Origin of the sequence: Mesorhizobium sp. M1143 (genome assembly GCF_040318435.1) — a bacterium.
Taxonomy (GTDB): Bacteria; Pseudomonadota; Alphaproteobacteria; order Rhizobiales; family Rhizobiaceae; genus Mesorhizobium.
The window spans coordinates 50,659-73,807 of the sequence record NZ_JAMYMJ010000025.1; the positions used below are offsets into that span (position 1 = coordinate 50,659).

The 23,149-nt window shown below is 63.7% G+C and carries 20 protein-coding genes; 11 read left to right on the forward strand and 9 right to left on the reverse strand.

Annotated elements, in window-relative coordinates; all coding sequences use genetic code 11:
• The first annotated feature begins 14 nt into the window (after positions 1-14).
• The 5 genes from NKH35_RS18045 to NKH35_RS18065 are packed head-to-tail and all read left to right on the forward strand — an operon-like array spanning position 15 to position 5,459.
• Positions 15-1,910, forward strand: coding sequence for a peptidylprolyl isomerase (locus NKH35_RS18045; RefSeq protein WP_352915672.1), 1,896 nt, complete (start codon positions 15-17; stop codon positions 1,908-1,910).
• A 31-nt stretch (positions 1,911-1,941) separates the two neighbouring features.
• Positions 1,942-2,952: an anthranilate phosphoribosyltransferase gene (gene trpD, locus NKH35_RS18050; protein ID WP_352915675.1), complete on the forward strand. Its 1,011-nt coding sequence runs from the start codon at positions 1,942-1,944 to the stop codon at positions 2,950-2,952.
• Positions 2,953-2,955: 3 nt separating this feature from the next.
• A complete protein-coding gene (gene trpC / locus NKH35_RS18055) occupies positions 2,956-3,768 on the forward strand; it encodes an indole-3-glycerol phosphate synthase TrpC (protein ID WP_352915677.1) in 813 nt (270 codons plus the stop codon).
• Between the two features lie 2 nt (positions 3,769-3,770).
• Positions 3,771-4,253, forward strand: coding sequence for a cyclic pyranopterin monophosphate synthase MoaC (gene moaC, locus NKH35_RS18060; RefSeq protein ID WP_352915680.1), 483 nt, complete (start codon positions 3,771-3,773; stop codon positions 4,251-4,253).
• On the forward strand, positions 4,254-5,459 hold the full coding sequence (locus tag NKH35_RS18065; protein WP_352674521.1) for a molybdopterin molybdotransferase MoeA: 1,206 nt from the start codon (positions 4,254-4,256) through the stop codon (positions 5,457-5,459).
• Positions 5,460-5,504: 45 nt separating this feature from the next.
• On the opposite strand, the gene NKH35_RS18070 is transcribed toward NKH35_RS18065, so the two are convergent.
• Complete coding sequence (locus NKH35_RS18070) at positions 5,505-6,341, reverse strand: hormone-sensitive lipase (RefSeq protein ID WP_488473701.1); 837 nt, start codon at positions 6,339-6,341, stop codon at positions 5,505-5,507.
• Positions 6,342-6,501: 160 nt separating this feature from the next.
• On the opposite strand from NKH35_RS18070, the gene NKH35_RS18075 reads away from it, so the two are divergent.
• Together NKH35_RS18075 and kynA are read left to right on the forward strand one after the other, a co-directional pair.
• Positions 6,502-8,127, forward strand: a complete 1,626-nt coding sequence (locus NKH35_RS18075; protein WP_023822204.1) for an AMP-binding protein — start codon at positions 6,502-6,504, stop codon at positions 8,125-8,127.
• A complete protein-coding gene (kynA, locus tag NKH35_RS18080; RefSeq protein WP_031196583.1) occupies positions 8,124-8,960 on the forward strand; it encodes a tryptophan 2,3-dioxygenase in 837 nt (278 codons plus the stop codon). The genes NKH35_RS18075 and kynA overlap by 4 nt, the downstream gene beginning before the upstream one ends.
• Positions 8,961-9,065: 105 nt before the next feature.
• On the opposite strand, the gene kynU is transcribed toward kynA, so the two are convergent.
• Positions 9,066-10,313 (reverse strand): kynureninase, encoded by a 1,248-nt coding sequence (gene kynU, locus NKH35_RS18085; protein ID WP_352787805.1) that lies wholly within the window; start codon positions 10,311-10,313, stop codon positions 9,066-9,068.
• A 168-nt stretch (positions 10,314-10,481) separates the two neighbouring features.
• Here kynU and NKH35_RS18090 point away from each other — a divergent pair, with 168 nt between their 5' ends.
• Together NKH35_RS18090 and lexA are read left to right on the forward strand one after the other, a co-directional pair.
• The gene (locus NKH35_RS18090) at positions 10,482-11,246 is read left to right on the forward strand and encodes a GntR family transcriptional regulator (protein ID WP_023684704.1); all 765 of its coding nucleotides are present in this window, start codon (positions 10,482-10,484) and stop codon (positions 11,244-11,246) included.
• 205 nt (positions 11,247-11,451) lie between these two features.
• Positions 11,452-12,249 carry a transcriptional repressor LexA gene (lexA, locus tag NKH35_RS18095; protein WP_352787802.1) on the forward strand — a complete coding sequence of 266 codons (798 nt, stop codon included), beginning with the start codon at positions 11,452-11,454 and terminating at the stop codon, positions 12,247-12,249.
• Here the strand turns inward: lexA and NKH35_RS18100 are convergent.
• Both NKH35_RS18100 and arr read right to left on the reverse strand, forming a co-directional pair.
• Complete coding sequence (locus tag NKH35_RS18100) at positions 12,243-14,699, reverse strand: ComEC/Rec2 family competence protein (protein WP_023693448.1); 2,457 nt, start codon at positions 14,697-14,699, stop codon at positions 12,243-12,245. The two genes, lexA and NKH35_RS18100, sit on opposite strands and share 7 nt — an antisense overlap.
• A 106-nt stretch (positions 14,700-14,805) precedes the next feature.
• The gene (gene arr / locus NKH35_RS18105) at positions 14,806-15,222 is read right to left on the reverse strand and encodes an NAD(+)--rifampin ADP-ribosyltransferase (protein ID WP_023671039.1); all 417 of its coding nucleotides are present in this window, start codon (positions 15,220-15,222) and stop codon (positions 14,806-14,808) included.
• Between the two features lie 461 nt (positions 15,223-15,683).
• Here arr and gltX point away from each other — a divergent pair, with 461 nt between their 5' ends.
• Positions 15,684-17,108: a glutamate--tRNA ligase gene (gene gltX / locus NKH35_RS18110; protein ID WP_023726645.1), complete on the forward strand. Its 1,425-nt coding sequence runs from the start codon at positions 15,684-15,686 to the stop codon at positions 17,106-17,108.
• Positions 17,109-17,288: 180 nt separating this feature from the next.
• On the forward strand, positions 17,289-18,620 hold the full coding sequence (gene gltA / locus NKH35_RS18115) for a citrate synthase (protein ID WP_023671037.1): 1,332 nt from the start codon (positions 17,289-17,291) through the stop codon (positions 18,618-18,620).
• A 105-nt stretch (positions 18,621-18,725) separates the two neighbouring features.
• Here gltA and lpxB read toward each other — a convergent pair whose 3' ends face one another.
• Genes lpxB through lpxD form a run of 5 tightly spaced genes read right to left on the reverse strand, consistent with a single transcriptional unit; the run spans position 18,726 to position 23,144 of the window.
• Positions 18,726-19,904: a lipid-A-disaccharide synthase gene (gene lpxB, locus NKH35_RS18120; RefSeq protein ID WP_023726646.1), complete on the reverse strand. Its 1,179-nt coding sequence runs from the start codon at positions 19,902-19,904 to the stop codon at positions 18,726-18,728.
• Positions 19,894-20,796 carry an LpxI family protein gene (locus NKH35_RS18125; RefSeq protein ID WP_352915687.1) on the reverse strand — a complete coding sequence of 301 codons (903 nt, stop codon included), beginning with the start codon at positions 20,794-20,796 and terminating at the stop codon, positions 19,894-19,896. The genes lpxB and NKH35_RS18125 overlap by 11 nt, the downstream gene beginning before the upstream one ends.
• Positions 20,783-21,616 carry an acyl-ACP--UDP-N-acetylglucosamine O-acyltransferase gene (lpxA, locus tag NKH35_RS18130; protein WP_023706235.1) on the reverse strand — a complete coding sequence of 278 codons (834 nt, stop codon included), beginning with the start codon at positions 21,614-21,616 and terminating at the stop codon, positions 20,783-20,785. Before lpxA ends, NKH35_RS18125 begins: the two co-directional genes overlap by 14 nt.
• Before the next feature lie 15 nt (positions 21,617-21,631).
• The gene (fabZ, locus tag NKH35_RS18135) at positions 21,632-22,084 is read right to left on the reverse strand and encodes a 3-hydroxyacyl-ACP dehydratase FabZ (protein WP_023684696.1); all 453 of its coding nucleotides are present in this window, start codon (positions 22,082-22,084) and stop codon (positions 21,632-21,634) included.
• 1 nt (position 22,085) lies between these two features.
• On the reverse strand, positions 22,086-23,144 hold the full coding sequence (lpxD, locus tag NKH35_RS18140; RefSeq protein ID WP_352915690.1) for a UDP-3-O-(3-hydroxymyristoyl)glucosamine N-acyltransferase: 1,059 nt from the start codon (positions 23,142-23,144) through the stop codon (positions 22,086-22,088).
• Positions 23,145-23,149: the final 5 nt, after the last annotated feature.

A 23,149-nucleotide genomic window follows, 5' to 3' on the forward strand; every position in this document is an offset into this window, starting at 1 on the left:
AATCGGAAGTAACAATGCTTGGTATATTGAGAAGCGCGGCAGGGACCTGGGTCGCGAAAGCCCTGCTGTCGCTGCTGGTGTTGAGTTTCCTTGCCTGGGGCGTCACCACGCGGATGACGGGCGGCTTCCTGGCTGGCCATCATGCGGTGATCACCGCCGGCAGCACCACCGTGTCGATCACCGAGTACCGCCTCGCCTATGATCGCCAGATCGCCATGCTGCAGCAGCAGATCGGCCAGCGCATCAGCCGCGACCAGGCCAAGGCCTATGGCATCGACAACCAGGTGCTGGCTCAGTTGGTGTCCGGCGCCGTCCTTGACGAACAGGCGCGCAAGCTCGGGCTTGGCTTCTCCAAGGACAGGCTGGCCGAACTGACGCGGCAGGAACCCGCCTTCCAGGGCCCGAATGGCCAGTTCGACCGCCGGCTGTTCGAATCCCGGCTGCGCGAACTGGGAATGCGGCCGGAGGATTATCTGAAGAACCGGGCTCAGGTGGCGGTGCGCCAGCAGATCGTCGAAGCGGTTTCGGACGGCCTCAAGGCTCCGGACACCTTCTTCAAGGCAGTTGCGCTCTATCGGGGCGAAGACCGCACCATCGACTATCTGATCTTGCCAAAGGCGTTGGTGGAGCCCATCGAGGCGCCATCCGACAGCGTGCTTCAGGCTTATTTCGAGGCCAACAAGAAAACCTACGCGGCGCCAGAATACCGCAAATTCTCCTATGTCCGGCTCGAGCCCGAAGACATCATGGATGTCAGCGCCGTAACGGACCAGCAGGTCAGCGACGACTACAACAAGAACAAGGGCCGCTACACCACGCCGGAAATGCGCACCATCGAACAGCTGGTGTTTCCTTCCGCGGACGCCGCCAAGGCGGCATCCGATTCGCTGAAGACGGGCGCCACTTTCGACAAGATCGTCGCCGCGCAGGGCAAGACCCCGGCCGACACGCTGCTCGGCACGCTCTCCAAGGATAAGATCACCGACAAGGCGGTCGCCGATGCCGCATTCGCGCTTGCCGTCAACGAAGTCAGCCCGGTCGTCCAGGGCGCGTTCGGTCCGGTGCTTTTGCGCGTTACCGAGATCAAACCGGAAACGGTGAAGCCGCTGGCGGAAGTCTCAAACCAGATCCGCAAGGATCTGGCGCTTGGCGAAGCAAGCCGCATCCTGCTCGACGTGCACGACAATTACGAAGACACCCGCGCCGCCGGCAGCACGCTGGCCGAAGCCGCCGCCAAACTCAAGCTCAAGGACGTTACCGTCGAGGCCATAGACCGCACCGGCCTCAAGCCGGACGGCACCATCATCAAGGACCTGCCGGCATCGCCGGACCTCATCAAGGCGGTGTTCGAGGCCGAGCCCAACACCGAGAATCAAGCCCTGACCACGCCTAACAACGGCTTCGTGTTCTATGAACTGACATCGATCACGCCGGCTCGCGACCGCACGCTGGACGAAGTCCGCCAGCGCGTGGTGGCGGACTGGACGACAGAGGAAACGACCAAGCGGCTGACCGCGAAAGCAGACGAACTCGACAAGCGCCTCAAGGCTGGCACCACACTCGACGTCATCGCCGGCGAACTGAAGCTTGAAAAGCAGACCAAGCGCGGCGTGAAGCGCGAGGCCGACGATGTCGATTTCGGCAAGGAGGGTGCTGCTGCGATGTTCGGCGTCGGCGAAGGCGGCACCGGGCTGATCCCCTCGCCCACCGGCGACGGCCAGATCCTGTTCAAGGTCGCCGAAGTGTTCGAGCCGGCCGGAGCCGACGCCAGCTCGGTACCCGACGATGCGCAAAAATCCTTCACGCAAGGCATGTCCGACGATCTGCTCGACCAGTTGGTGGCGCAGTTGCAGACGCAGTACGCCGTCAGCGTCGACCAGGCCGCCGTTGCCCAAGCCCTCGCCCAATGAATGGCCTTAGCCCAATGAACGTCTTGGCCCAATGAGCGCCCTGAAGACCCATATCGCCAAGGTCGCCACGGGAACCGGGCTTACCTTCGAGGAGGCGCGCGAAGCTTTCGACATCATCATGTCTGGCGACGCGACGCCGGGCCAGATCGGCGGCTTCCTGATGGCGTTGCGCGTGCGCGGGGAGACCGTGAGCGAGATTTCCGGCGCCGTCGCCACCATGCGTGCCAAGATGCTGCGCGTCGAAGCTCCTGAGGGCGCCATCGACATTGTCGGCACGGGCGGCGACAATTCGCATTCAGTCAACATCTCGACCGCTTCGGCCTTCGTCATTGCCGGCTGCGGCGTGCCGGTCGCCAAGCACGGCAATCGGGGCCTGTCGTCGCTGACGGGCGCTGCCGATGTGCTGGTCGCGCTCGGCGTCAAGATCGATATCCCGCCAGAGGTGATCGGCCGCTGCATCCAGGAGGCCGGCGTCGGCTTCATGTTCGCACCTGCGCACCACCCGGCGATGAAGCATGTCGGCCCGACCCGCGTCGAGCTCGGCACGCGCACGATCTTCAACCTGCTCGGACCGCTGTCCAATCCGGCCGGCGTCAGCAGGCAGATGGTCGGCGTGTTCCTGCCGGAATGGATCGTGCCGGTGGCCGAGACATTGAAGGCGCTGGGCACCGAGCATGCCTGGGTCGTCCATGGCGACGGCTATGACGAAATCACCACCACCGGCGAAACGCAGGTGGCGGAACTGGCCGGCGGCGAGATCCGCCATTTCACGCTCACCCCGGAAGCCGTCGGCCTGCAGCGCCACACCAAGGACGAGTTGCGCGGCGGCGACGCCGCCTACAATGCCACGGCGTTGCGCGACATGCTGAGAGGTGATGCCGGGGCCTATCGCGATACGGTGCTGATGAACGCCGGCGCCGGCATGGTGGTGGCCGGCAAGGCGACGACGCTTGCCGACGGCATGGCCGCGGCCACACAGGCCATCGACAGCGGCCGGGCGCTGGGCGTGCTCGACAGGCTGGTCGAGATTTCGAACGGATGAGCCGTGGCTGACATTCTGCGCAAGATCGAGGCCTACAAGCGCGACGAGATCGCGGCAGCGAAGGCGCGGATACCGTTGGCCGAGATCAAGGCGCGAGCCAAGGATGCCGACGCACCGCGTGGCTTTCTGGGGGCGCTTGAGGCGAAGCGCAGATCGGGCAGCTTCGGCCTGATCGCCGAGATCAAAAAGGCAAGTCCATCCAAAGGCTTGATCCGTGCCGATTTCGACCCGCCCGCACTGGCGCAGGCCTATGAGAAAGGCGGTGCCGCCTGTCTTTCGGTGCTGACCGATGCGCCATCCTTCCAGGGCGCGCCGGAATTTCTCATCAATGCACGGAAGGCAGTATCACTGCCCGCGCTGCGCAAGGATTTCCTGTTCGACCCTTATCAAGTCTACGAGGCTCGCGCATGGGGCGCCGATGCCATCCTGATCATCATGGCCAGCGTCGATGATGCCTTGGCGAGCGAATTGGAAGCGACCGCATTCGAACTCGGCATGGACGCGCTGATCGAGGTGCATGACGAGGCCGAGACGCAGCGCGCGGTAAAACTCTCGTCGCAGCTGATCGGCATCAACAACCGCAATCTGAGAACATTCGAGACCAGCCTCGACACCTCGGAACGGCTGGCGTCGATGGTGCCGGGCGGCCGATTACTGGTCAGCGAGAGCGGCATTTTCACCCACGACGATTGCTTCAGGATGCAAAAGACCGGCATCAGCACCTTCCTCGTCGGCGAGAGCCTGATGCGGCAAGAGGATGTCGCTGCGGCAACGCGGCTGCTTTTGACAGGCAAGGCGAAGGCAGAGGCCATCTGAGGATGGCAGCCGCCCTCACCCATCTCGGCGCCAAGGGCGAGGCCAACATGGTCGATGTCGGCGACAAGGCGGAGACGACGCGCACGGCGGTCGCCGAGGGCTTTGTCTCGATGCGGGCCGAAACGCTGAAAATGATCCTCGACGGCGACGCCAAGAAGGGCGATGTGCTCGGTACCGCGCGCATTGCCGGCATCATGGCGGCCAAGAAGACGCATGAGCTGATTCCGCTCTGCCATCCGCTGCTTTTGACCAAGGTGTCGGTCGACATCGAACCGGACACCACGCTGCCCGGCCTTAGGGTCACCGCGCTTGCCCGCGTCACCGGCAAGACCGGGGTCGAGATGGAGGCGCTGACCGCGGCATCTGTCGCGTGCCTGACCATTTACGACATGGCCAAGGCGGTCGACCGCGCCATGGTGATTTCCGGTATACAGCTGGTGGAAAAGACCGGCGGCAAGTCCGGCGACTACAAGGCGGGTTCGTAAATGGCGCTGGTTCCGGTCGCCGAGGCGCTTCAACGCCTACTCGACGGCGCTGTGGCGTTGCCCGGTGAAAGGGTCGCGCTGGCGGATGCGGCCGGCCGGGTGCTGGCGGAGCCGGTCGTGGCGCTGCGTACCCAGCCGCCTTTCAATGCATCTGCCATGGACGGCTATGCCGCACGGGCGCAGGATGTGGCGTCGGCCCCGGCGCGGCTTTCGGTGATCGGCATGGCGCCCGCAGGGCGAGGCTTTGAGGGCACAGTTGGTAAATCCGAGGCCGTGCGCGTCTTCACCGGCGCGCCGCTGCCTGAAGGCGCAGACACGATCGTCATCCAGGAAAATGTTCGCGATCTCGGCGGTGGCCGGATCGAGGTCACCGAACCGACGGCGGAGAACCGCAACATCCGCCGCCTTGGACTGGATTTTGCCCAAGGCGACGTGCTGCTGGAAAAAGGCCGCGTGCTCGATCCGGCTGCATTGTCCCTGGCGGCGTCGGCCAATCATTCCCGGCTGAACGTGGTGCAACGGCCGCTGGTCGCCATCATCGCCACCGGCGACGAATTGCTGCCACCGGGCAGCGAACTTGGCCCCGACCAGATCATCTCGTCCAACGCCTATGGCGTCGCTGCTGTGGCGCAGTCGGTCGGCGCCCGCGCCCTCGATCTCGGCATCGCTGCCGACCGCAAGGAGGCGATTGCGGCACTGGTGAAAAAGGCGGTCGCTGCGAAAGCCGACGTCATCGTCACGCTGGGCGGCGCTTCGGTCGGCGACCATGATCTCGTCCATGACGTGCTGACCGGCGAAGGCATGAAGCTCGACTTCTGGAAGCTCGCCATGCGCCCGGGCAAGCCGCTGATGTTCGGGCGGCTCGGCGATATCAGGTGCATCGGCCTGCCCGGCAATCCGGTGGCGAGCCTGGTCTGCTCGCAATTGTTCCTGAAGCCGTTATTGGCGCAGCTCGGCGGCCGTCCCCACCGGCAGGACATCCGCCAGGCTCAGCTTGGCGCCGCGATGCCGGCCAATGATCTAAGGCAAGACTATGTGCGCGCCGTGGTCCGGGAAGAAGCCGGCGCATTGGTGGCGACGCCGTTTGGCATCCAGGATTCCTCGATGCTGAGAATGCTGGCCGACGCCAACGGCCTGATCGTGCGCGAGCCCTTCGCTCCGGCGGCAGAAGCAGGCGCCGCTTGCAGCGTTCTGATGTTGCGCTGAAGGTCGCGGATCCAAGCCGTTAATTCCAAGAGATAAGACTGGTTGTTACTCCGCCAGCAATGTCCGCGTCAGCGGATGTGTCGGATCGGCAAGCCCGTCGACGATGCTGAAATGATGCCGGTCCGGCTCGACCACTGTGCTGGTCGTGGCGCCGAGGCCGATCCAGATGTTGGCAAGCAGCGCATTCTGGCGCAGGAACTCCGCCCGCTCGCCGCCGCCGGCCCAGCAGGTGATGCGCGCGCCCTGCATGGGGCGCAGCAGAACCGGGCTTTCGGCCAGTGCTTCCGCTTCATCGATGGCCAGTGTCGCGTTCATCCCCGTCCGCATGATCGGCCGCAGATCATGAACCCCGGAGATCGAGACGACATTGCGTATGCGGCCGGCCACATCGGCGGCCAGAGGCGTCGTTGTCGTCACCATCCTGGAGGCGAGATGGCCGCCGGCGGAATGCCCGGTCAGGATCACCGGCCCGCCGACCATCGTCGCCGCCTTGCCGATCGCCGCCGCGATTTCCCTGACGATGCCGGAAATGCGTATGTCGGGACAAAGCGTGTAAGTCGGCATTGCCACGGCAAAGCCATTGGCAACCGCGCCGTTGGCCAGATGCGACCATGGCTTGTTGTCGAACGCCTTCCAGTAACCGCCATGGATGAAGACGACGAGCCCTTTGGGCATGACATCGGGAAGGAACAGATCGAGCCTGTTGCGCGGGCTGTCGCCATAGGCGATGTCGAGCTTGGCCCGACCGGACGCCGACATTGTGTCGCGAAAAGCCTGTGCCGGTGTGTCCCACGCGGCCGGCCAGCGATTGCTGCCGGCAATGTTGTCGCCGTTGGCGTAGGCATTGTCCCAATCGGCAACACGATGTTGGAGCATCTGCATCCCTCCCGGATGGCTTCAGTTCAGTCGACAGGAATGGCCGCCGAACAGGGCGGCGTCAATCCTGCGACCTAAAAACATTTTAGGCTTGAAACAAATTTCGACTGGTGCGATCCTGCGCCTTGTTCAGCCATGGGCGCGAGGCAGACAGGGGCAGCCGAAAATGCTTGGGCCATCAGCGCATATCGACACATTCACGCGCGACAACCTGCCGCCGCCGGAGCAATGGCCGGAGTTTTTGCTCGACGGCTTCGACTATCCCGACCACATAAATGCCGGCGTCGAATTGACCGACAGGCTGGTCGAAAAAGGGTTCGGCGACCACACCGCGCTGATCGGCAATGGCCGCCGCCGCACCTACAAGGAACTGTCCGACTGGACCAACAGGCTCGCCCATGCCCTGGTCGAGAATTATGGCGTCAAGCCGGGCAACCGGGTGCTGATCCGCTCGGCCAACAACCCGGCCATGGTCGCCTGTTGGCTGGCCGCCACCAAGGTTGGCGCGGTGGTCGTCAACACCATGCCGATGCTGCGCGCCGGCGAACTCGCCAAGATCGTCGACAAGGCGGAAATCACGGTTGCGCTTTGCGATACAAGGCTGATGGACGAGATGACCGCCTGCGCCAAGGGCAGTGCGTATCTCAAGCAGGTCATTGGCTTCGACGGCACGGCCAACCATGACGCGGAACTCGACCGCGCCGCCCTCGACAAGCCGGTCACCTTCACTGCCGTCAACACCGGCCGCGACGATGTCGCCCTGCTCGGCTTCACCTCCGGCACCACCGGCGTGCCGAAGGCGACGATGCATTTCCACCGCGACCTGCTGATCGTCGCCGACGCCTATGCCCGCGAAATCCTGGAGGTGACGCCCGACGACATCTTCGTCGGCTCCCCGCCCCTTGCCTTTACCTTCGGTCTTGGCGGGCTCGCCATCTTCCCGCTGCGTTTCGGCGCCGCGGCGACGTTGCTGGAACAGGCGACGCCACCCAACATGATCCACATCATCGAGACCTACAAAGCGACCATTTCCTTCACCGCTCCAACCGCCTATCGGGCCATGCTCAAGGCCATGGATCAAGGCGCTGACCTGTCCTCGCTGCGCGTCGCGGTTTCGGCGGGCGAGACGCTGCCGGCGCCTGTCTTCGAGGAATGGACTGAGAAGACCGGCAAGCCGATCCTCGATGGGATCGGCGCCACCGAGATGCTGCATATCTTCATCTCCAACCGCTTCGACGACATGAAGCCGGCCTCCACCGGCAAACCAGTCGGCGGCTATCTGGCACGCATCGTCGATGACGAGATGCGGGAGTTGCCGCGCGGCTCTGCTGGCCGGCTGGCGGTGCGCGGCCCGACCGGCTGCCGCTACATGGCCGATGCCAGGCAAAAGGACTATGTCCGCGACGGCTGGAATCTCACCGGCGATACGTTCACGCAGGACGAGGATGGCTTCTTCCACTTCGCCGCGCGTTCCGACGACATGATCGTCAGCGCCGGCTACAACATCGCCGGCCCCGAGGTCGAAGCGGCGCTGCTCTCGCATCCCGACGTCGCCGAATGCGCGGTGACCGGCGCCGAGGACGGTGAACGCGGCCAGATCGTCGAGGCGCATATCGTGCTTGTGCAAGGTGTTTCGCCGGACGCATTGACCGTCAAACGCCTGCAGGACCACGTCAAGGCAACGATCGCGCCCTACAAATATCCGCGTTCGGTGAAGTTCATCGACGCCTTGCCCAAAACCCAGACCGGCAAGATCCAGCGCTTCCGGTTGCGCGCGGAGAAGAGCAATTGATTAAGCCGCACGATCCGGCGTCCGATGGCGCGCAGATGTCGTTCAAGGAGCGGATGTCCTACAGCGACTATCTGCAGCTGGACAAGGTGCTCGATGCGCAGGCGCCGCTGTCTTCGGCCCATGACGAGATGCTGTTCATCATCCAGCATCAGACATCGGAATTGTGGATGAAGCTCGCTTTGCACGAGATCGGCGCCGCGATCCGCTCGATCCGCGCCGACCGCCTCGAACCGAGCTTCAAGATGCTGTCGCGCGTCGCGCGCATCTTCGAGCAGCTCAACAATGCCTGGGACGTGCTGCGCACGATGACGCCAAGCGAATACACCGAGTTTCGCGACGCGCTCGGCCAATCCTCGGGCTTCCAGTCGTGGCAGTACCGCGCCATCGAGTTCATGGCCGGCAACCGCAACCTAGCCATGCTCGGGCCGCACAAGCACCGGCGCGATCTTACGGACAGGCTGGAAGCGATCCTGGCCACGCCGTCGCTGTACGACGAGGCGCTTCTGCTTTTGGCGCGCAATGGCTTCGACATCGGCGCCGATGCCGGGCGCACGGACTGGCGCGAGACGCGCGGTGAGAACGAAGACGTGCTGGCTGCCTGGCAAACCGTCTACCGCGACCCGCAGCGCTACTGGATGCTCTACGAACTGGCCGAGAAGCTGGTCGACTTCGAGGATTACTTCCGCCGCTGGCGCTTCAACCACGTCACAACGGTCGAGCGCATCATCGGCTTGAAGCGCGGCACCGGCGGCACCTCAGGCGCCTCCTATCTGAAGAAGATGCTGGAGGTCGTGCTGTTTCCGGAGCTCTGGACGGTCCGCACCCGGCTCTAGAGCATTTCACCGTTTAACGGAAACGGCGAAATGCTCTAGCTCTTTGATTGACGCAATTTCGGACGGAAAACCGCTTCACACTTTTCCTGAAATTGCTCTGGTTTCTCACGTAACCGCGGTCTTCACCGCGAAGCGGGCGTCCTGCCAGGCGCCGGTGCGCAGAATATCCTCCAGGACTTCGACCGCCTGCCAGACATCGCCATATCCGACATAGAGCGGCGTGAAGCCGAAACGGATGGTCGACGGCGCCCGGAAATCGCCGATCACGCCGCGCTCGATCAGCGCGCGCATCACCTGATAGCCATGCGGATGGAGGAACGACACCTGGCTGCCGCGCTGGCTGCCGTCGCGAGGACTTTCCAGTTCAAGCCGGTAGGCGCCGCATCTGGCTTCGACGAGCTGGATAAACAGGTCGGTCAGCGCGATGCTTTTTCTGCGCACCGCCGCCATATCGACGTCGTTCCAGATATCGAGCGCGCCCTTGAGCGCCCGCATCGACAGCACCGGCTGCGTTCCGCACAGGAAGCGGCGAATGCCGCTGCCGACGGCAAAGCCCTGCTCGAAGGCAAAGGGCCGCGCATGGCCCCACCAGCCGCTGAGCGGCTGGCTGATATCACCATGGTGGCGCTCGGCCGCGTAGATGAAGGCCGGCGAGCCCGGGCCGCCATTGAGGTATTTGTAGGTGCAGCCGACGGCGAAATCGGCATTGGCACGGTCAAGTTCGACCGGCAAGGCGCCGGCCGTGTGGCAGAGATCCCAGATGATCAGCGCGCCGGCGTCATGTGCCTTGCGCGTCAGCGCCGCCATGTCGCGCAACTGGCCGGATTTGTAGTTGACGTGGTTGACCAGGATGACGGCAACGCTGTCGTCGATCAGCTCCTCGATTGCGGCCGCGTCGACGCCCTCCAGCCGCAGCCGCGTTCCCGGCCGGGTCGAGGCGACGCCTTCGGCCATGTAGAGGTCGGTCGGGAAACTGTCGCCCTCGGCAACGATGACCGACCGATCCGGCCGCATGCCGAGCGCTGCGTGCAGCAGCTTGTAGATGTTGATCGAGGTTGTGTCGCAGACCACCGTCTGCCCATCAGCCGCGCCGATCAGTCGCCCGAGCTGATCTCCGAGTTCCACCGGCATGTTGAACCAGCCGGCGGTGTTCCAGGCGCGAATGAGGTCGTGCGCCCATTCCTGCGTGGCGGCCTGCTGCAGTTCGCTGAAGACGACCGCTGACGCGGCGCCCAGGGAATTGCCGTCGAGATAAATCACGCCTTGCGGCAAGACAAAGCGTTCACGCATGGAGCGCAGCGGATCGGCGGCATCCATTGCTTCGATTGTAGCGAGATCGGGTGTCGTGCTCATGATCCGGCGCCCCTCCATGGACAAACGCGCGCGGCGGAGCCTGCCGCCCAAACATGCCGGCGATCTTGAGTGGTCGCCCTTGAACTGTCAAACATTATATATAATTCACCCATTGAAAGGCTTTGATATATAATGATCCGCCCGAGCGTTTATGTCTGATGGATCACGATGCTGGATGACGAGCAGACCTCGAAGACGGAAGTGGCCTATCGCCTGCTCAGGCGCGATATTCTTGCGACCCGGCTGGCGCCTGCCGCGCCGTTGAAGCTGAGCACGCTGCGCAACACCTACGGCATCGGCTGGACGCCGTTGCGCGAGGCGCTGTCGCGGCTGGAGGCGGAACGGCTTGTGACCGCCATCAGCAACCGCGGGTTTGCGGTCGCTCCCGTCTCTCGGGCGGAGCTCGAGGATTTGGCGCGTGCGCGGCTGGTGGTCGAACTGCCCCTGCTGGTGGAATCGATCGAGAAGGGCGACCGTGAGTGGGAAGACGCGGTCGTTGCCGCCCACTATCGTCTCTCACGGTGCGGGTCTGTTCTCGACGATCCATCGGATGATGCGGTCGACGCGTGGTACGAAAAACACGATGCCTTCCATGCGGCGCTGCTCAGTGCCGCGACATCCAGCTGGCTGCTGCGCTTCAATGCAACGATTTCCGACCAATTGCATCGCCATCACCGCTTTCTGGGTCTGGCCCCGACGCTGCGCGCCGCCGCCGGCCGCACGGACGGACACCGGAAGGCCGTGGCGGCCCTGCGCGACGCCGTGGCGATCGAACACCATACCGCCCTGATGGAAGCGGCCCTCGATCGCGACGTCGAACGTGCGAAAACTCTGATGACCGCTCACATCGGCTACACGCTGCGGGTCTATGCCCAGAGAGAACCCCGCGCGGATGCTGCGCAGCCCCGTCCGAAAAGGAAGCGGCGATCGTAGCCGACGACGCAGGGCACTTTGTCTTCGTTTCACCCCGTTGCTGGCAACTGGGCGCAGGCGGCGCTCGCAGCGCCGAACGTTACGCTGAACAAAACGTCAACACATTCATTAAACTTTAAAAGGTTGCGGAACACAACTGGAACAGATAGTGTTTGTTCTGGGTTTGTTTTTTCTGATTCTGGTTTCAGAACCCTTGGGGGCCGCGATGCTGACGCGCAAACAACATGAGCTTCTGATGTTCATCCATGAACGCCTGAAGGAGAGCGGAATCCCGCCGTCCTTCGACGAGATGAAGGAAGCGCTCGACCTCGCCTCCAAGTCCGGCATCCACCGCCTGATCACGGCGCTTGAGGAGCGCGGTTTCATTCGCCGGCTGCCGAACCGGGCGCGCGCGCTGGAAGTGCTGCGGCTGCCCGACTCGATCGCACCAGGCCTCAACGCGGCGAGGAAGTTTTCGCCGAGCGTCATTCAGGGCAGTCTTGGTCAAGCCGGCCAAGGGCAAGGCGGCCAAGGACAAGGCGGGATGGGCCAAGGCGGGATGGGCCAAGGCGGTCTCGGCCGCCAGATCAAGGCGGGCTCGCCGTCGCGTTCGATGTCTGCCGGCAATGACGATGCCGTTTCCGCGATTTCAATCCCGGTGATGGGACGCATCGCCGCCGGCGTGCCGATCGACGCCATCCAGCATCAGACCCATTCGATCTCGGTGCCGCCCGACATGATCATGGGCGGTGAACACTACGCGCTCGAGGTCAAGGGCGATTCGATGATCGAGGCCGGCATTTTCGATGGCGACACGGTCATCATCCGCAATGCCGACACAGCCAGCCCCGGCGAGATCGTGGTGGCGTTGGTCGACGATGAGGAAGCGACCCTGAAACGCTTCCGCCGCAAGGGCGCCTCGATCGCCCTGGAAGCCGCCAACCCGGCCTACGAGACCCGCATTTTTGGACCGGACAGGGTGAAGGTGCAGGGCAAGCTTGTCGGATTGATCCGGCGCTACTGAGCCGGCTTGGGTTTGTACTTTTCACGCTGGTTGTAAGGCGGCAGGCCGCGCGCGTCGCGGGAGAAGCGGCGTTGCTCGTGCCAGGGGCGATACGGCTTGTCGACGGCGAACCGGATGGTTGGCGCTGCCGCTGCCGATTGCGGATCGAAGAAGACGGCGGCGCTGCCGTCGCGGGCCAGCTGTTTCTTCGTCACGACCAGGACCAGCGGGTCGCGGCACGGATTGTAGGCGGTGGCGTCATCGATGACGATCAGGCTCGCGAAGGCACAGGCCGGCCGCGCCGTCTTGCGGTCTTTCGCAAGAGCTACAATGGCTCCGGAAGGGTGTCGAGCGATACAGAGATCGCCGGTGCAATAGAAGGGCGAGCCGGGCGGCAGATCGAGCGGATCGAGATCGAACCGCGTATCTGTTGCCTCGAAAATCTCGGGCGGGATAATGGTTTCGGCCCGCAGCGCCCGTTTCCAATTGTCCGTGGTGAATTCGTTGGAGCGTTCGCGGTTGAGGGCGAGTTCGCCGCCACCGATCTGCATGGCCACCAAATGTGCGTCCTCGGATATGAGCACGTCGGGCGTAAGCACCTGCGGCACCGTCAACAGGCCGGCCAGCGCGAAAGGCACGGCCGCCAGCCTGAGCCAGGTGGTGGCCATGGTGGCGATGACGAGGGCGACTGCCACCAACAGCACCGAGCGGATGGAGATCAGCCCGACGGCGTCGACCGGCGAGCGCTCGGAAATCCAGGCCGATATAGCGATCATCGCCATCAGACCCTTGCCCATCACATAGAGGAACGGCCCGTCGGCGCCGAACGGCATCGCCAGTGCGCTGAGCACGGCAAAGGGCATGACGATCAACGAAACAATCGGCATCACGGCCAGATTGGCGATCAGGCTGAGCGGCGACACACGCTGAAAATGCCAGATGGCGAACAGCAAGGTTGCACTGCCGGCGATGATCGAGGTCATGGCGAGGCCGCCCATGGCCAGCGCGAATTTTCGCGACAGGAAGCCGACGAAGGAGCGCTTTGCCAGCGGCGTTCTCACCTTGTCGGCGCGGTAATCGGCCCAGCCGGCATAGGCGCCGACAAGGGCGGCGGTGGCGGCAAACGACATCTGGAAGCTGGGACCGACCACCTCGTGCGGCGACACCAGGATGACGGCAATGGCGGAGATCGCCAGATTGCGCATGGTGAGTGCGGCGCGATCAAACAGCACGGCGACAAGCATGACCGCCAGCATGATGAAGCTGCGCTCGGCGGCAACCACGACGCCTGAAATAACGAGATAGGCGGCGATCGAGACAAGCGCTGCCGCGGCCGCATATTTCTTCACCGGCCGGCGCGAAGAGAAAACGGGAAACAGCGCAAAGGCGCCACGCAGCAACGCCATGATGGTGCCGGCAACCAGCGCCATGTGCAGGCCGGAGATGGAGATGATGTGGTAGATGCCGGTGCGCCGCATCGCTTCGTTGACCTCGTCCGGGATGCCGGCGCGCACGCCGACAATCAGCGCCGCGGCAATCTCGCCTTCGGCGCCGCCGATCTTGCCCCTGATATGGTCGGCAATGTTTTCGCGCGCGTTCTCGATTGCCGAGGAGAGCCGTGCGGTCAGCGGCGGCGGTCCCTGCGTAGCAATGGTTTTCGGATTGCCGAGAAAGAAGCCGCTGCCGCCGATACCGGTGAAATAGCTGTCGAAGGAGAAATCGTAGCTCTCCGGCCGCACCGGACCGGTCGGCGGCAACAGCCTGGCATAGCCGGTGATCAGGGAGCCGGCGGTCATATCGGCGGGAACGGTCCGCGCCGAGAGCCTGACCCGCTCCGGGGCGTAGCGCAGCTCGGGGTAAGCGGTCGAAACCACGTCGAGCGTCAGCCTGATGCGGCCGCTTTCCATCTGTTCGAGACTGACGACGCGGCCGGTCAGCCGTGTCTGAATCTCGGAGCCGAGCATCTGCGTTCCGGCGCGCCAGGTCTCGACCTTGGCGGCGACGACGCCGAGCGCGCACAGCATCGCGGCCATGCAGAACAGATGCGTCCTCGGCCGCGATCGCGTGGCGACAGCGCAACATGTCGCCAGCACCACAATGGCGATTGGCTGCGCAAAGCCCGGCTCGCCGGCCAGCGAGAAGTAGACGATGACGCCGGCTGCCAGGAAAACCGGGACCAGCAGGAAGGCGACGCCCCGGTCGAGCTCCGTGTCGGCAGCCACGGCAAGGCTGCGGCGGAGCGCGGGCCATGACGGGCGGCGAAGCCGTCTGCGCAGTCGGGCGATAGATCCGGGCGCTGTGACTTGCGCCGGCAACGCGTCACCGGGCAGCGCGGGCGCTATGCCGGGATGCGGCTCAGGCAGCGCGAGGGGCAGCGGCTCGGCATAGGGACTATCGGCAAACAGCGAGCGTTCGCTGACGCTTGCCTCGCCGCCTTCGCCTTCCTTCGTGCCCCGGCCACGTCCAGCCATCGGGTCTGCCCCTTGCGCCCCAGACCTCCTATGCTACATGAACGCGCAAAGCGCGAAAGTCCGTGCGGTCGCATCCACCGCGCCGGAATTGACCCGCCAAGGACGCTCAATCCTCAATCATATCCCGGCCCTCCGCCCTCAGGCGAGCAAGCCCATCGTGCATTGCCTTCAATTGTTCCGGTGTATGACCCTGCCATTCAGCGAGCTCCCCCAGGATGAGCAACGGATCACGGGAGCGGTAGGATTTCGTCGGATTGCCGGGAAATTTTTTATCGGTCAGGTTAGGGTCATCCATAAAAAACCCTGTCGGCTTTACGATGTAAATCCTTTGACGACCGTCACCCGTTGCAAGCTCTGCTCCCCAGATGGCGGCTTCCAGTGTCTGGGTGAAATAGATCCATGACAGTGGTTTACCTCTGAAATTGGAAGGGTGGCCGACGCTCAGCAGATCCCCGGGTTTCAAATCCGCCCGGGTACCATGGTAGAACGGATCACCCTCCGTATGGTCGGCGTTGCTGGTCATCGGGAGCCCTTCTTTCAATCATTCCTCCTTCGTGGCGAGACCGGACCGCACACAGTTGCTGTGTTCACGATAATGATTGCAGAAGGTCAATATGCGTGACCAAGCCAACGCTGTCACGGCGGCGTTGTAGTCGGGCAGTGCCGCATTCGTGAAGAAATGTCCGCTCGTCAGAGGGGGCTACCACCGTCGCAGCGATGTTCCAGGCACTGTGACGGACGCTGCAGCCGAATGAAACCCAGACATTGACGCTGCTGCCAAATGAGGTTGCGCGGAGGTGCGAACAGATTTTGTGCTACAAGGCTCCGGCGCCCGTTGACGCAACCGATAATTGCCGACGTGCCCCGGCCTCGTCCAGCCATCGGGTCTGCCCCTTGCGCCCCAGACCTCCTATGCTACATGAACGCGCAAAGCGCGAAAGTCCGCGCGATCACGCCCCGCTTTCCAAACTTCCCGAGAGTTCCATGTCCGACACGGTCGTCACCCGTTTTGCCCCCTCGCCCACCGGCTATCTGCATATCGGCGGCGCGCGCACGGCGCTGTTCAACTGGCTGTACGCCAAGCACACCGGCGGCACGATGGTGCTGCGCATCGAGGACACCGACCGCGAACGCTTCAACGAGGCGGCGACACAGGCCATTCTGGATGGGCTGACCTGGCTCGGCCTTTCCTGGGACGGTGAGGCCATATCGCAGTTCGAGCGCGCGCCGCGCCACCGTGAGGTGGCCGAGGAGCTGGTGCGCCTGGGCAAGGCCTATTACAGCTACGAGACGCCTGCCGAGCTCGAGGCGATGCGCGAGGCCGCACGCGCCAAGGGCCTGCCGCCTCGCTACAACGGCCAGTGGCGCGATCGTGCCCCCTCGGAGGCGCCTCCCGGCGTCAAGGGCGCCATCCGCATCAAGGCGCCGACCGAGGGCGAAACCGTGGTGCACGACCGTGTGCAGGGCGAGGTGCGCTTCCCCAACAAGGACCTCGACGATTTCATCATCCTGCGCTCGGACGGCAACCCGACCTACATGCATGCCGTCGTCGTCGACGACCATGACATGGGCGTCACCCACATCATCCGTGGCGACGACCATCTGACCAACGCCGCGCGCCAGACGGTGATCTACAACGCGATGGGCTGGGACGTGCCGTCGATGTCGCATATCCCGCTGATCCACGGCGCCGACGGCGCCAAGCTGTCGAAGCGGCACGGCGCACTTGGTGTCGAGGCTTATCGCGCCATGGGCTATCTGCCCGAGGCACTGCTCAACTATCTGGCAAGGCTCGGCTGGAGCCATGGCGACGACGAGATCATGTCGATCAAGGACATGATTTCGTGGTTCGACATCGGCGATGTCAACAAGGGTGCGGCGCGCTTCGACTTCGCCAAGCTCGAGTCAATCAACGGCGCGCATATGCGCAAGATGGCCGATACCGAGCTGTTCGACATTTTCGTCGCCACTCTGCCATACCTCGAAGGCGGATCTGCTATCGCCGCCCGTCTCGACGACGCCAGGAAGGCGCAGCTGCTGGCCGCCTTGCCGGGCCTGAAAGAGCGCGCCAAGACGCTGGTGGAACTGGCCGATGGCGCTGCCTTCCTGTTCGTCGAGCGGCCGCTGCCGATCGACGAGAAGGCGGCAGCACTGCTCAGTGCCGACGCGCGCGCGATCCTGCGCGGCGCACATGCCGCTTTGCAGACTGTTTCGGGCGATTGGTCGGCTGCCGCGGCTGAAGCCGCGGTGCGCGAGTTCGCAGCGGCCGGCGGCCACAAGCTCGGCGCCGTGGCCCAACCGCTCCGGGCGGCCCTTACCGGCCGCAGCACCTCGCCCGGCGTGTTCGACGTGCTTGCCGTGCTTGGCCGCGAGGAAAGCCTGGCGCGGATTGCGGATCAAATCGATTAGGAGCGAGCTGGCCCAAAAAGATTGGCATTGAAAGGCGGGTTTCGCAGTGCAACATTAGGCCTTGGCCCAATCTGGCACGCACTTCCTAAATGCGGTGGCGAGTTCGCGCATTCCGGTGATTTCGACGTGTCGTTTGCAGGAATTGCCTTGCCGGCATGAGGAAGATGAAGGAGTTTGAGAATGAGCGAAGCTGCGACAAGACTGGAAACCGGCAGCAAGACGACGCACCCGTCGACTGCCACGCTCGAACTGGCCGGCAAGACGCATGAATTCAAGGTGCGAAGCGGGTCGGTCGGGCCCGACGTCATCGACATCGGTGCGCTCTACAACACCACCGGCGCCTTCACCTACGATCCCGGCTTCACTTCGACGGCGAGCTGCGAGTCGGCGATAACCTTCATCGACGGCGATGCCGGCATCCTGCTTCACCGCGGCTATCCCATCGACCAGCTGGCCGAGCATGGCGACTTCCTCGAAGTCTGCTACCTCCTGCTCTACGGCGAACTGCCGACCAAGGCACAGAAGGACGATTTCGACTACCGGGTGACGCGCCACACCATGGTGCACGAGCAGATGTCGCGCTTCTTCACCGGCTTCCGCCGCGACGCGCATCCGATGGCTGTGATGTGCGGCGTGGTCGGCGCGCTGTCGGCCTTCTATCACGACTCCACCGACATTTCGGACCCGTATCAGCGCATGGTCGCCTCGATGCGGCTGATTGCCAAGATGCCGACGATTGCGGCCATGGCCTACAAATACCATATCGGCCAGCCCTTCATTTACCCGAAGAACGAGCTGAACTTCGCCGCCAACTTCCTGCATATGTGCTTTGCGGTTCCGTGCGAGGAATACAAGATCAATCCGGTGCTGGCGCGCGCCATGGAGCGCATCTTCATCCTGCATGCCGACCACGAGCAGAACGCCTCGACCTCGACCGTGCGGCTTGCAGGCTCGTCGGGCGCCAATCCGTTCGCCTGCATCGCCGCCGGCATCGCCTGCCTGTGGGGCCCGGCGCATGGCGGCGCCAATGAGGCGGCGCTCAACATGCTGGGAGAAATCGGCCATGTCGACCACATCCCGGAATTCATCGCCCGCGCCAAGGACAAGAACGATCCGTTCCGGCTGATGGGCTTCGGCCATCGCGTCTACAAGAACTACGATCCTCGTGCGAAAATCATGCAGAAGACGGCGCATGAGGTGCTCGGCGAACTCGGCATCAAGGACGATCCGCTGCTCGACATCGCCATGGAGCTGGAAAAGATCGCGCTGACCGATTCCTACTTCATCGAAAAGAAGCTCTATCCGAACGTCGATTTCTATTCCGGCATCACGCTGAAGGCGCTGGGCTTCCCCACCACCATGTTCACCGTGCTGTTCGCGGTCGCGCGCACCGTCGGCTGGATCGCGCAGTGGAAGGAAATGATCGAGGACCCGCACCAGAAGATCGGCCGCCCGCGCCAGCTCTATACCGGCGCCCCGGAACGCGACTACGTGCCGATTGCGAAAAGGTGAAAGAGAGTGAATGGTGAATGGTAAGTAGTGAATAGCAGGTAGTAAGTAGAAGCTTGATTATAGTCGAGAGCGCGTTAATCCTATTCACTATTCACTATTCACTCGCTAAGCCCTATTCGCTCTCCCGATGTGGCGAAGAACGACATCGGCGGCGATGTCGCCGGAGGGCCTGTCGGTGGCCATGCGTCTGGCAACCTCGCCAAAGCCGTCCTTTTGCCAAGCGCGGTAGGCGGTGTCTGAGAACAGTGCCTCGAGCTGCCGCGCCAGATAGTGCGGCCGCACATACTGGTTGTAGCTTTCCGGCACGACCGGCCGGTCGGCAATAAGGTTGGGCAAAGCAGCGCTCCACACCGTGATCAGGCTCTGCGCCATCAGCATGATCGGATCGAACTTGTAGCAAGAGATCATCGGGACACCCGACATCGCCAGTTCCAGTGACACCGTTCCAGACGCGATCAGCGCCGCATCGGCCTTGCCGAAGGCCTGCCACTTGCGCTCGGGATCGAGGATGACTTCCGGCTCCTGATCCCAGCGCGCCACCGATGTTTTGACCAGTTCGGCGACATGCGGCACAGTCGGCAGCAACAGCCGCAGCCGGTGGCCACGCGCGCGCAGCGCCGACACCGTCTCGCCGAACGGACCGATAAGCCGGCTCACCTCGCCGCGCCGCGACCCTGGCAGGACGAGCAGCGTCTTGACGTGATCGGCCGAGAGATCGCGTGGCTGGGCTTGCGCCCTGGCCGCGCCCAGCACGCCTGGATCATGCGTGAGGCGATGTCCGACGTAAGTGCCGGGCGGGCCGCCGAGACGGCTGAGCTCCTTTACCTCGAAAGGCAGGATGCACAGTATGTGGTCGACATAGGGCTTCATCGCGGCCGCCCTACCCGGCCGCCACGCCCAGACGCTCGGGCAGACATAATGGACGATCGGGATCGACGTATCGGTGGCGCGGACCTTTTTGGCGACGCGCAGCGAGAAATCGGGGCTGTCGATGGTGATCAGACAGTCGGGTTTTTCGGCGGCGACAGCACTTGCCGTCTGGCTGATCCGCCGCATCAGGCGCGGCAGGTCACGCAGGATCGCGCTGAGCCCCATCAGCGCGATCTCGGCGCCGTCGAACAGCGGCGCCAGTCCGAGCGCCTGCAGATGCCGCCCGCCAGTGCCGACGAGTTGCACCTCGCGCCCGGTCATGCGCTTCAGCGCCTGCACGATGTCGGCGCCCAGCAGGTCGCCGGATTCTTCGCCGGCGACGATGGCAATCTTCAGCGGCTTCTCAGCTGCCATGGACAGACTCCGCAGCCGGCAGGCCGAACACGAACAGGCCGAGCGCATTGGCGCGCGCGAGAACGGCGGGGCCTTCGAGGATGAGCGAACGGCCGGCTTCGACGGCAATGCCGGCGAGCCCCGCGGCATGCGCCGCCTCGACGGTCTGGGGGCCAATAGATGGCAGATCGGCACGCAATTCCTGGCCAGGCTTGGCGCATTTGACCAGGACACCGCGCGTCTTGCCGGCCAGCCTGCCATGGCCGCGCAACTGCTGCGTCCGCTCGAGCAGTCCGTGGGTGCCCTCGACGCCTTCCAGGGCAACAGTGCGGCCACCGATGGCAATTGCCGCCTGACCAATGTCGAGCGCGCCGATGGCCTTTGCCGCCGCGTGTGCCGCCTCGATATCGCGCCAGTCGGACTTTCGCGGCACTGCTTTGGTCAGCGGCCCTTCGGCCGCGACGAGCCGGGGCACGACTTCATGCGCACCGACAACCTTGACGCCCCGTGCCTCCAGGCCGCGGGTCAATATCTTCAACAGCCCGTCATCGCCGCGGGCAAGCGCCATGGCGAGCGAGGGTATAAGTGCCAGTAGCCCAAGGTTCGGACGCATGTCGACCAACCGCGGCCTGCGCCTGACCTCGCCGGCAAGCACAAGATGGGTGATCCGCCGGCGCCTCAGCAACGCAACCAGCGAGCCGATGTCTTCCAGCGCAAGGCTTTCATGCTCATAGATTGTGAGGTCGGACTGACGGTCGGCCTGACCTTCGACCAGGATGATGACGGGCGGATGTCCGGCCTCCGCCAGGCCGGCGGCAACTTCGACCGGCAAGCTACCGCCGCCGGCAATGATGCCGACCCTGGCGTCCGGCGCAAGATCGAGGCCCGTTGAAGTGGCCTCAGCCTTCGTCATCGGCATCGTCGCCGTCGCCACCCTTAAGCGACGGGACGGCAAAATGCCGCTTGCCGCGACTGGTGATGAAATCGATGATTTTCATGGCCGTCGGCGACGACGCAAACTCGGCCTTGGCGAATTCGATGTTCTCGCCGACAGTGCGGGAGCGGTCGAAGATGGTCTTGTAAGCCTTGCGCAGCAGGTAGATTTCTGCGCGCGGCAACCCGGCGCGCTTCAGGCCAATGATGTTGAGTCCACGCAGGCTGGCGCGATTGCCCACCGCAATGGCGTAGGGAATGACATCGCCGACAAAAGCCGAGCAGCCGCCGAGAAAGGCGTTGTCACCAACACGCACGAACTGATGAACGGCGCTGAGGCCGCCGATATAAACGCTGTCACCGACCTCGCAATGGCCGCCCAGGGTCGCGCCATTGGCGAAGGTGGCGTTTTTACCGACGACGCAATCATGGGCAATGTGGGCATAGGCAAGGAAATTGCCGTTGTCGCCGACGGTCGTCTCGCCGCGGCTGGAATCGGTGCCGAGATGCATGGTCACGCCTTCGCGGATCGTGCAGTTCTGGCCGATGACCAAAGTGGTGCGGCCGCCCTTGTGCTTGGTGTTCTGCGGCGGTCCGCCCAGTGTCGCCATTGGATAGACCTTGGTCGCGGCGCCAATGGTTGTCGCGCCCAGCACCGAGACATGGCTGACCAGTTCGACGCGGTCACCGATCACGGCGTCAGCGCCGACATAGCAGAAAGGTCCTATTGCGGCGCCTTCGCCGATCTGCGCGCCGGCCTCGATGACGGCCGAGGGGTGGATTGAAGTCTGTATTTTCATGAGCATTTCGAACCGTCAGCCGGTAACCATCATTGCCGAGATCTCGGCTTCGGCGGCCTTTGTGCCCTCCACCATGGCCTCGCAGGCGAATTTGAGCAGGTTGCCGCGCATCTTGATTTTCTTGACGTGGATTTTCAACTGGTCGCCCGGGACGACCGGTTTGCGGAATTTCGCATTATCGATGGTCAGGAAATAGACCAGCGACGGCTTTTCCGTGTTGAGGTTACGGATGCAGATCGCGCCGGCGGTCTGCGCCATGGCCTCGACGATGAGCACGCCCGGCATCACCGGCTGATCCGGGAAATGGCCCTGGAAATGCGGCTCATTGATGGTCACGTTCTTGATGCCGATGGCAGAATCATTGCCGTCGATTTCGATGATGCGATCGATCATCAGGAAGGGATAGCGATGCGGTAAAAGCTTCATCAACCCCAATATATCGACCGCTTCGAGCGTCGCCGGCACCATCTCAGCTACTTCCCCCTTCGCCCTGCTTGCGCGTCCTGGCGAGCTTCCTCAGCATGGCGATCTCGCGCATGGCTTCCGCCATCGGCTGCGCCGGATAGCCTCCCCAGATCTCGCCCGCCGGCACGTTGCTCATGAACCCGCTTCTTGCAGCAAGCTTGGCCCCTGATCCGATGGTCAAATGATCGGCAAGGCCAACGCCGCCGCCCATGGTGACACCATCACCGACGGTGACGGAGCCGGAAATACCAGAGAGCCCGGCAATAATGCAATTGCGGCCGATGCGAACGTTATGGGCGATCTGCACCAGATTGTCGATCTTGGTGCCCTGACCGATGACCGTATCCGACATGGCGCCGCGATCGACGGTCGTGTTCGAGCCGATTTCGACATCGTCCTGGATGATGACGCGGCCGACCTGCGGCACACGCTCAGGGCCTTTGGCGCCACCGACAAAGCCGAAGCCGTCCTGGCCTATCCTGGCGCCGCCATGAATGATGACGCGGTTGCCGATCAGCGCATACTGAACACTGGCACCCGGCCCAATGTAGCCGTCACGGCCGATCTGGCAGGAGGGGCCGATAACGGCGTGGGGGGCAATGACCGTTCCGCTGCCGATGGAAGCGCGGGGGCCGATGACCGCTCCGGCCTCGATGATCGCCCCGGCCTCGATATGCGCCGAGGCATCGACATGAGCTTGCGGCGAGACCCCGGTTTCGCTGGTCATCGGACCCGGCGTAGCCGCCGTCGGGAACAGCAGCCGGCCGATCATGGCGAAGGCCTGCTGCGGGCGCGGATGAACCAGAACCGCAATGCCTGCCGGCGCCTTGCCCGCGAACTCGGCGGGACAAAACACGGCCGCCGCCTTCAGCGACTGCATCAGCGCGAAATTGCGCTTGCCGTCGACGAAGACGAGCGCACCCTCGCCGCCTTCATTGGCTGGCGCCAACGCATCGATCGATATGTGGGCAAGATCGGAATCGACAAGCGATGCGCCGGTCAGATTCGCGACTTCGCCGGCCGTATACCGGCGTGATGGCGCGAAGAACACCGGATCGGTCATTCCAG

Excerpts from the sequence above, each read along its gene's own strand:
- lpxD (WP_352915690.1), bottom strand. The coding sequence starts at position 23,144 with ATGACCGATCCGGTGTTCTTCGCGCCATCACGCCGGTATACGGCCGGC.
- arr (WP_023671039.1), bottom strand. The coding sequence starts at position 15,222 with ATGACCAGCAACGCCGACCATACGGAGGGTGATCCGTTCTACCATGGT.
- NKH35_RS18045 (WP_352915672.1), top strand. The coding sequence starts at position 15 with ATGCTTGGTATATTGAGAAGCGCGGCAGGGACCTGGGTCGCGAAAGCC.
- NKH35_RS18065 (WP_352674521.1), top strand. The coding sequence starts at position 4,254 with ATGGCGCTGGTTCCGGTCGCCGAGGCGCTTCAACGCCTACTCGACGGC.
- lexA (WP_352787802.1), top strand. The coding sequence starts at position 11,452 with ATGCTGACGCGCAAACAACATGAGCTTCTGATGTTCATCCATGAACGC.
- lpxA (WP_023706235.1), bottom strand. The coding sequence starts at position 21,616 with ATGAAAATACAGACTTCAATCCACCCCTCGGCCGTCATCGAGGCCGGC.
- moaC (WP_352915680.1), top strand. The coding sequence starts at position 3,771 with ATGGCAGCCGCCCTCACCCATCTCGGCGCCAAGGGCGAGGCCAACATG.
- gltA (WP_023671037.1), top strand. The coding sequence starts at position 17,289 with ATGAGCGAAGCTGCGACAAGACTGGAAACCGGCAGCAAGACGACGCAC.
- gltX (WP_023726645.1), top strand. The coding sequence starts at position 15,684 with ATGTCCGACACGGTCGTCACCCGTTTTGCCCCCTCGCCCACCGGCTAT.
- NKH35_RS18070 (WP_488473701.1), bottom strand. The coding sequence starts at position 6,341 with ATGCAGATGCTCCAACATCGTGTTGCCGATTGGGACAATGCCTACGCC.
- NKH35_RS18075 (WP_023822204.1), top strand. The coding sequence starts at position 6,502 with ATGCTTGGGCCATCAGCGCATATCGACACATTCACGCGCGACAACCTG.
- lpxB (WP_023726646.1), bottom strand. The coding sequence starts at position 19,904 with ATGGCAGCTGAGAAGCCGCTGAAGATTGCCATCGTCGCCGGCGAAGAA.
- fabZ (WP_023684696.1), bottom strand. The coding sequence starts at position 22,084 with ATGGTGCCGGCGACGCTCGAAGCGGTCGATATATTGGGGTTGATGAAG.
- trpD (WP_352915675.1), top strand. The coding sequence starts at position 1,942 with ATGAGCGCCCTGAAGACCCATATCGCCAAGGTCGCCACGGGAACCGGG.
- NKH35_RS18125 (WP_352915687.1), bottom strand. The coding sequence starts at position 20,796 with ATGACGAAGGCTGAGGCCACTTCAACGGGCCTCGATCTTGCGCCGGAC.
- kynU (WP_352787805.1), bottom strand. The coding sequence starts at position 10,313 with ATGAGCACGACACCCGATCTCGCTACAATCGAAGCAATGGATGCCGCC.
- NKH35_RS18090 (WP_023684704.1), top strand. The coding sequence starts at position 10,482 with ATGCTGGATGACGAGCAGACCTCGAAGACGGAAGTGGCCTATCGCCTG.
- NKH35_RS18100 (WP_023693448.1), bottom strand. The coding sequence starts at position 14,699 with ATGGCTGGACGTGGCCGGGGCACGAAGGAAGGCGAAGGCGGCGAGGCA.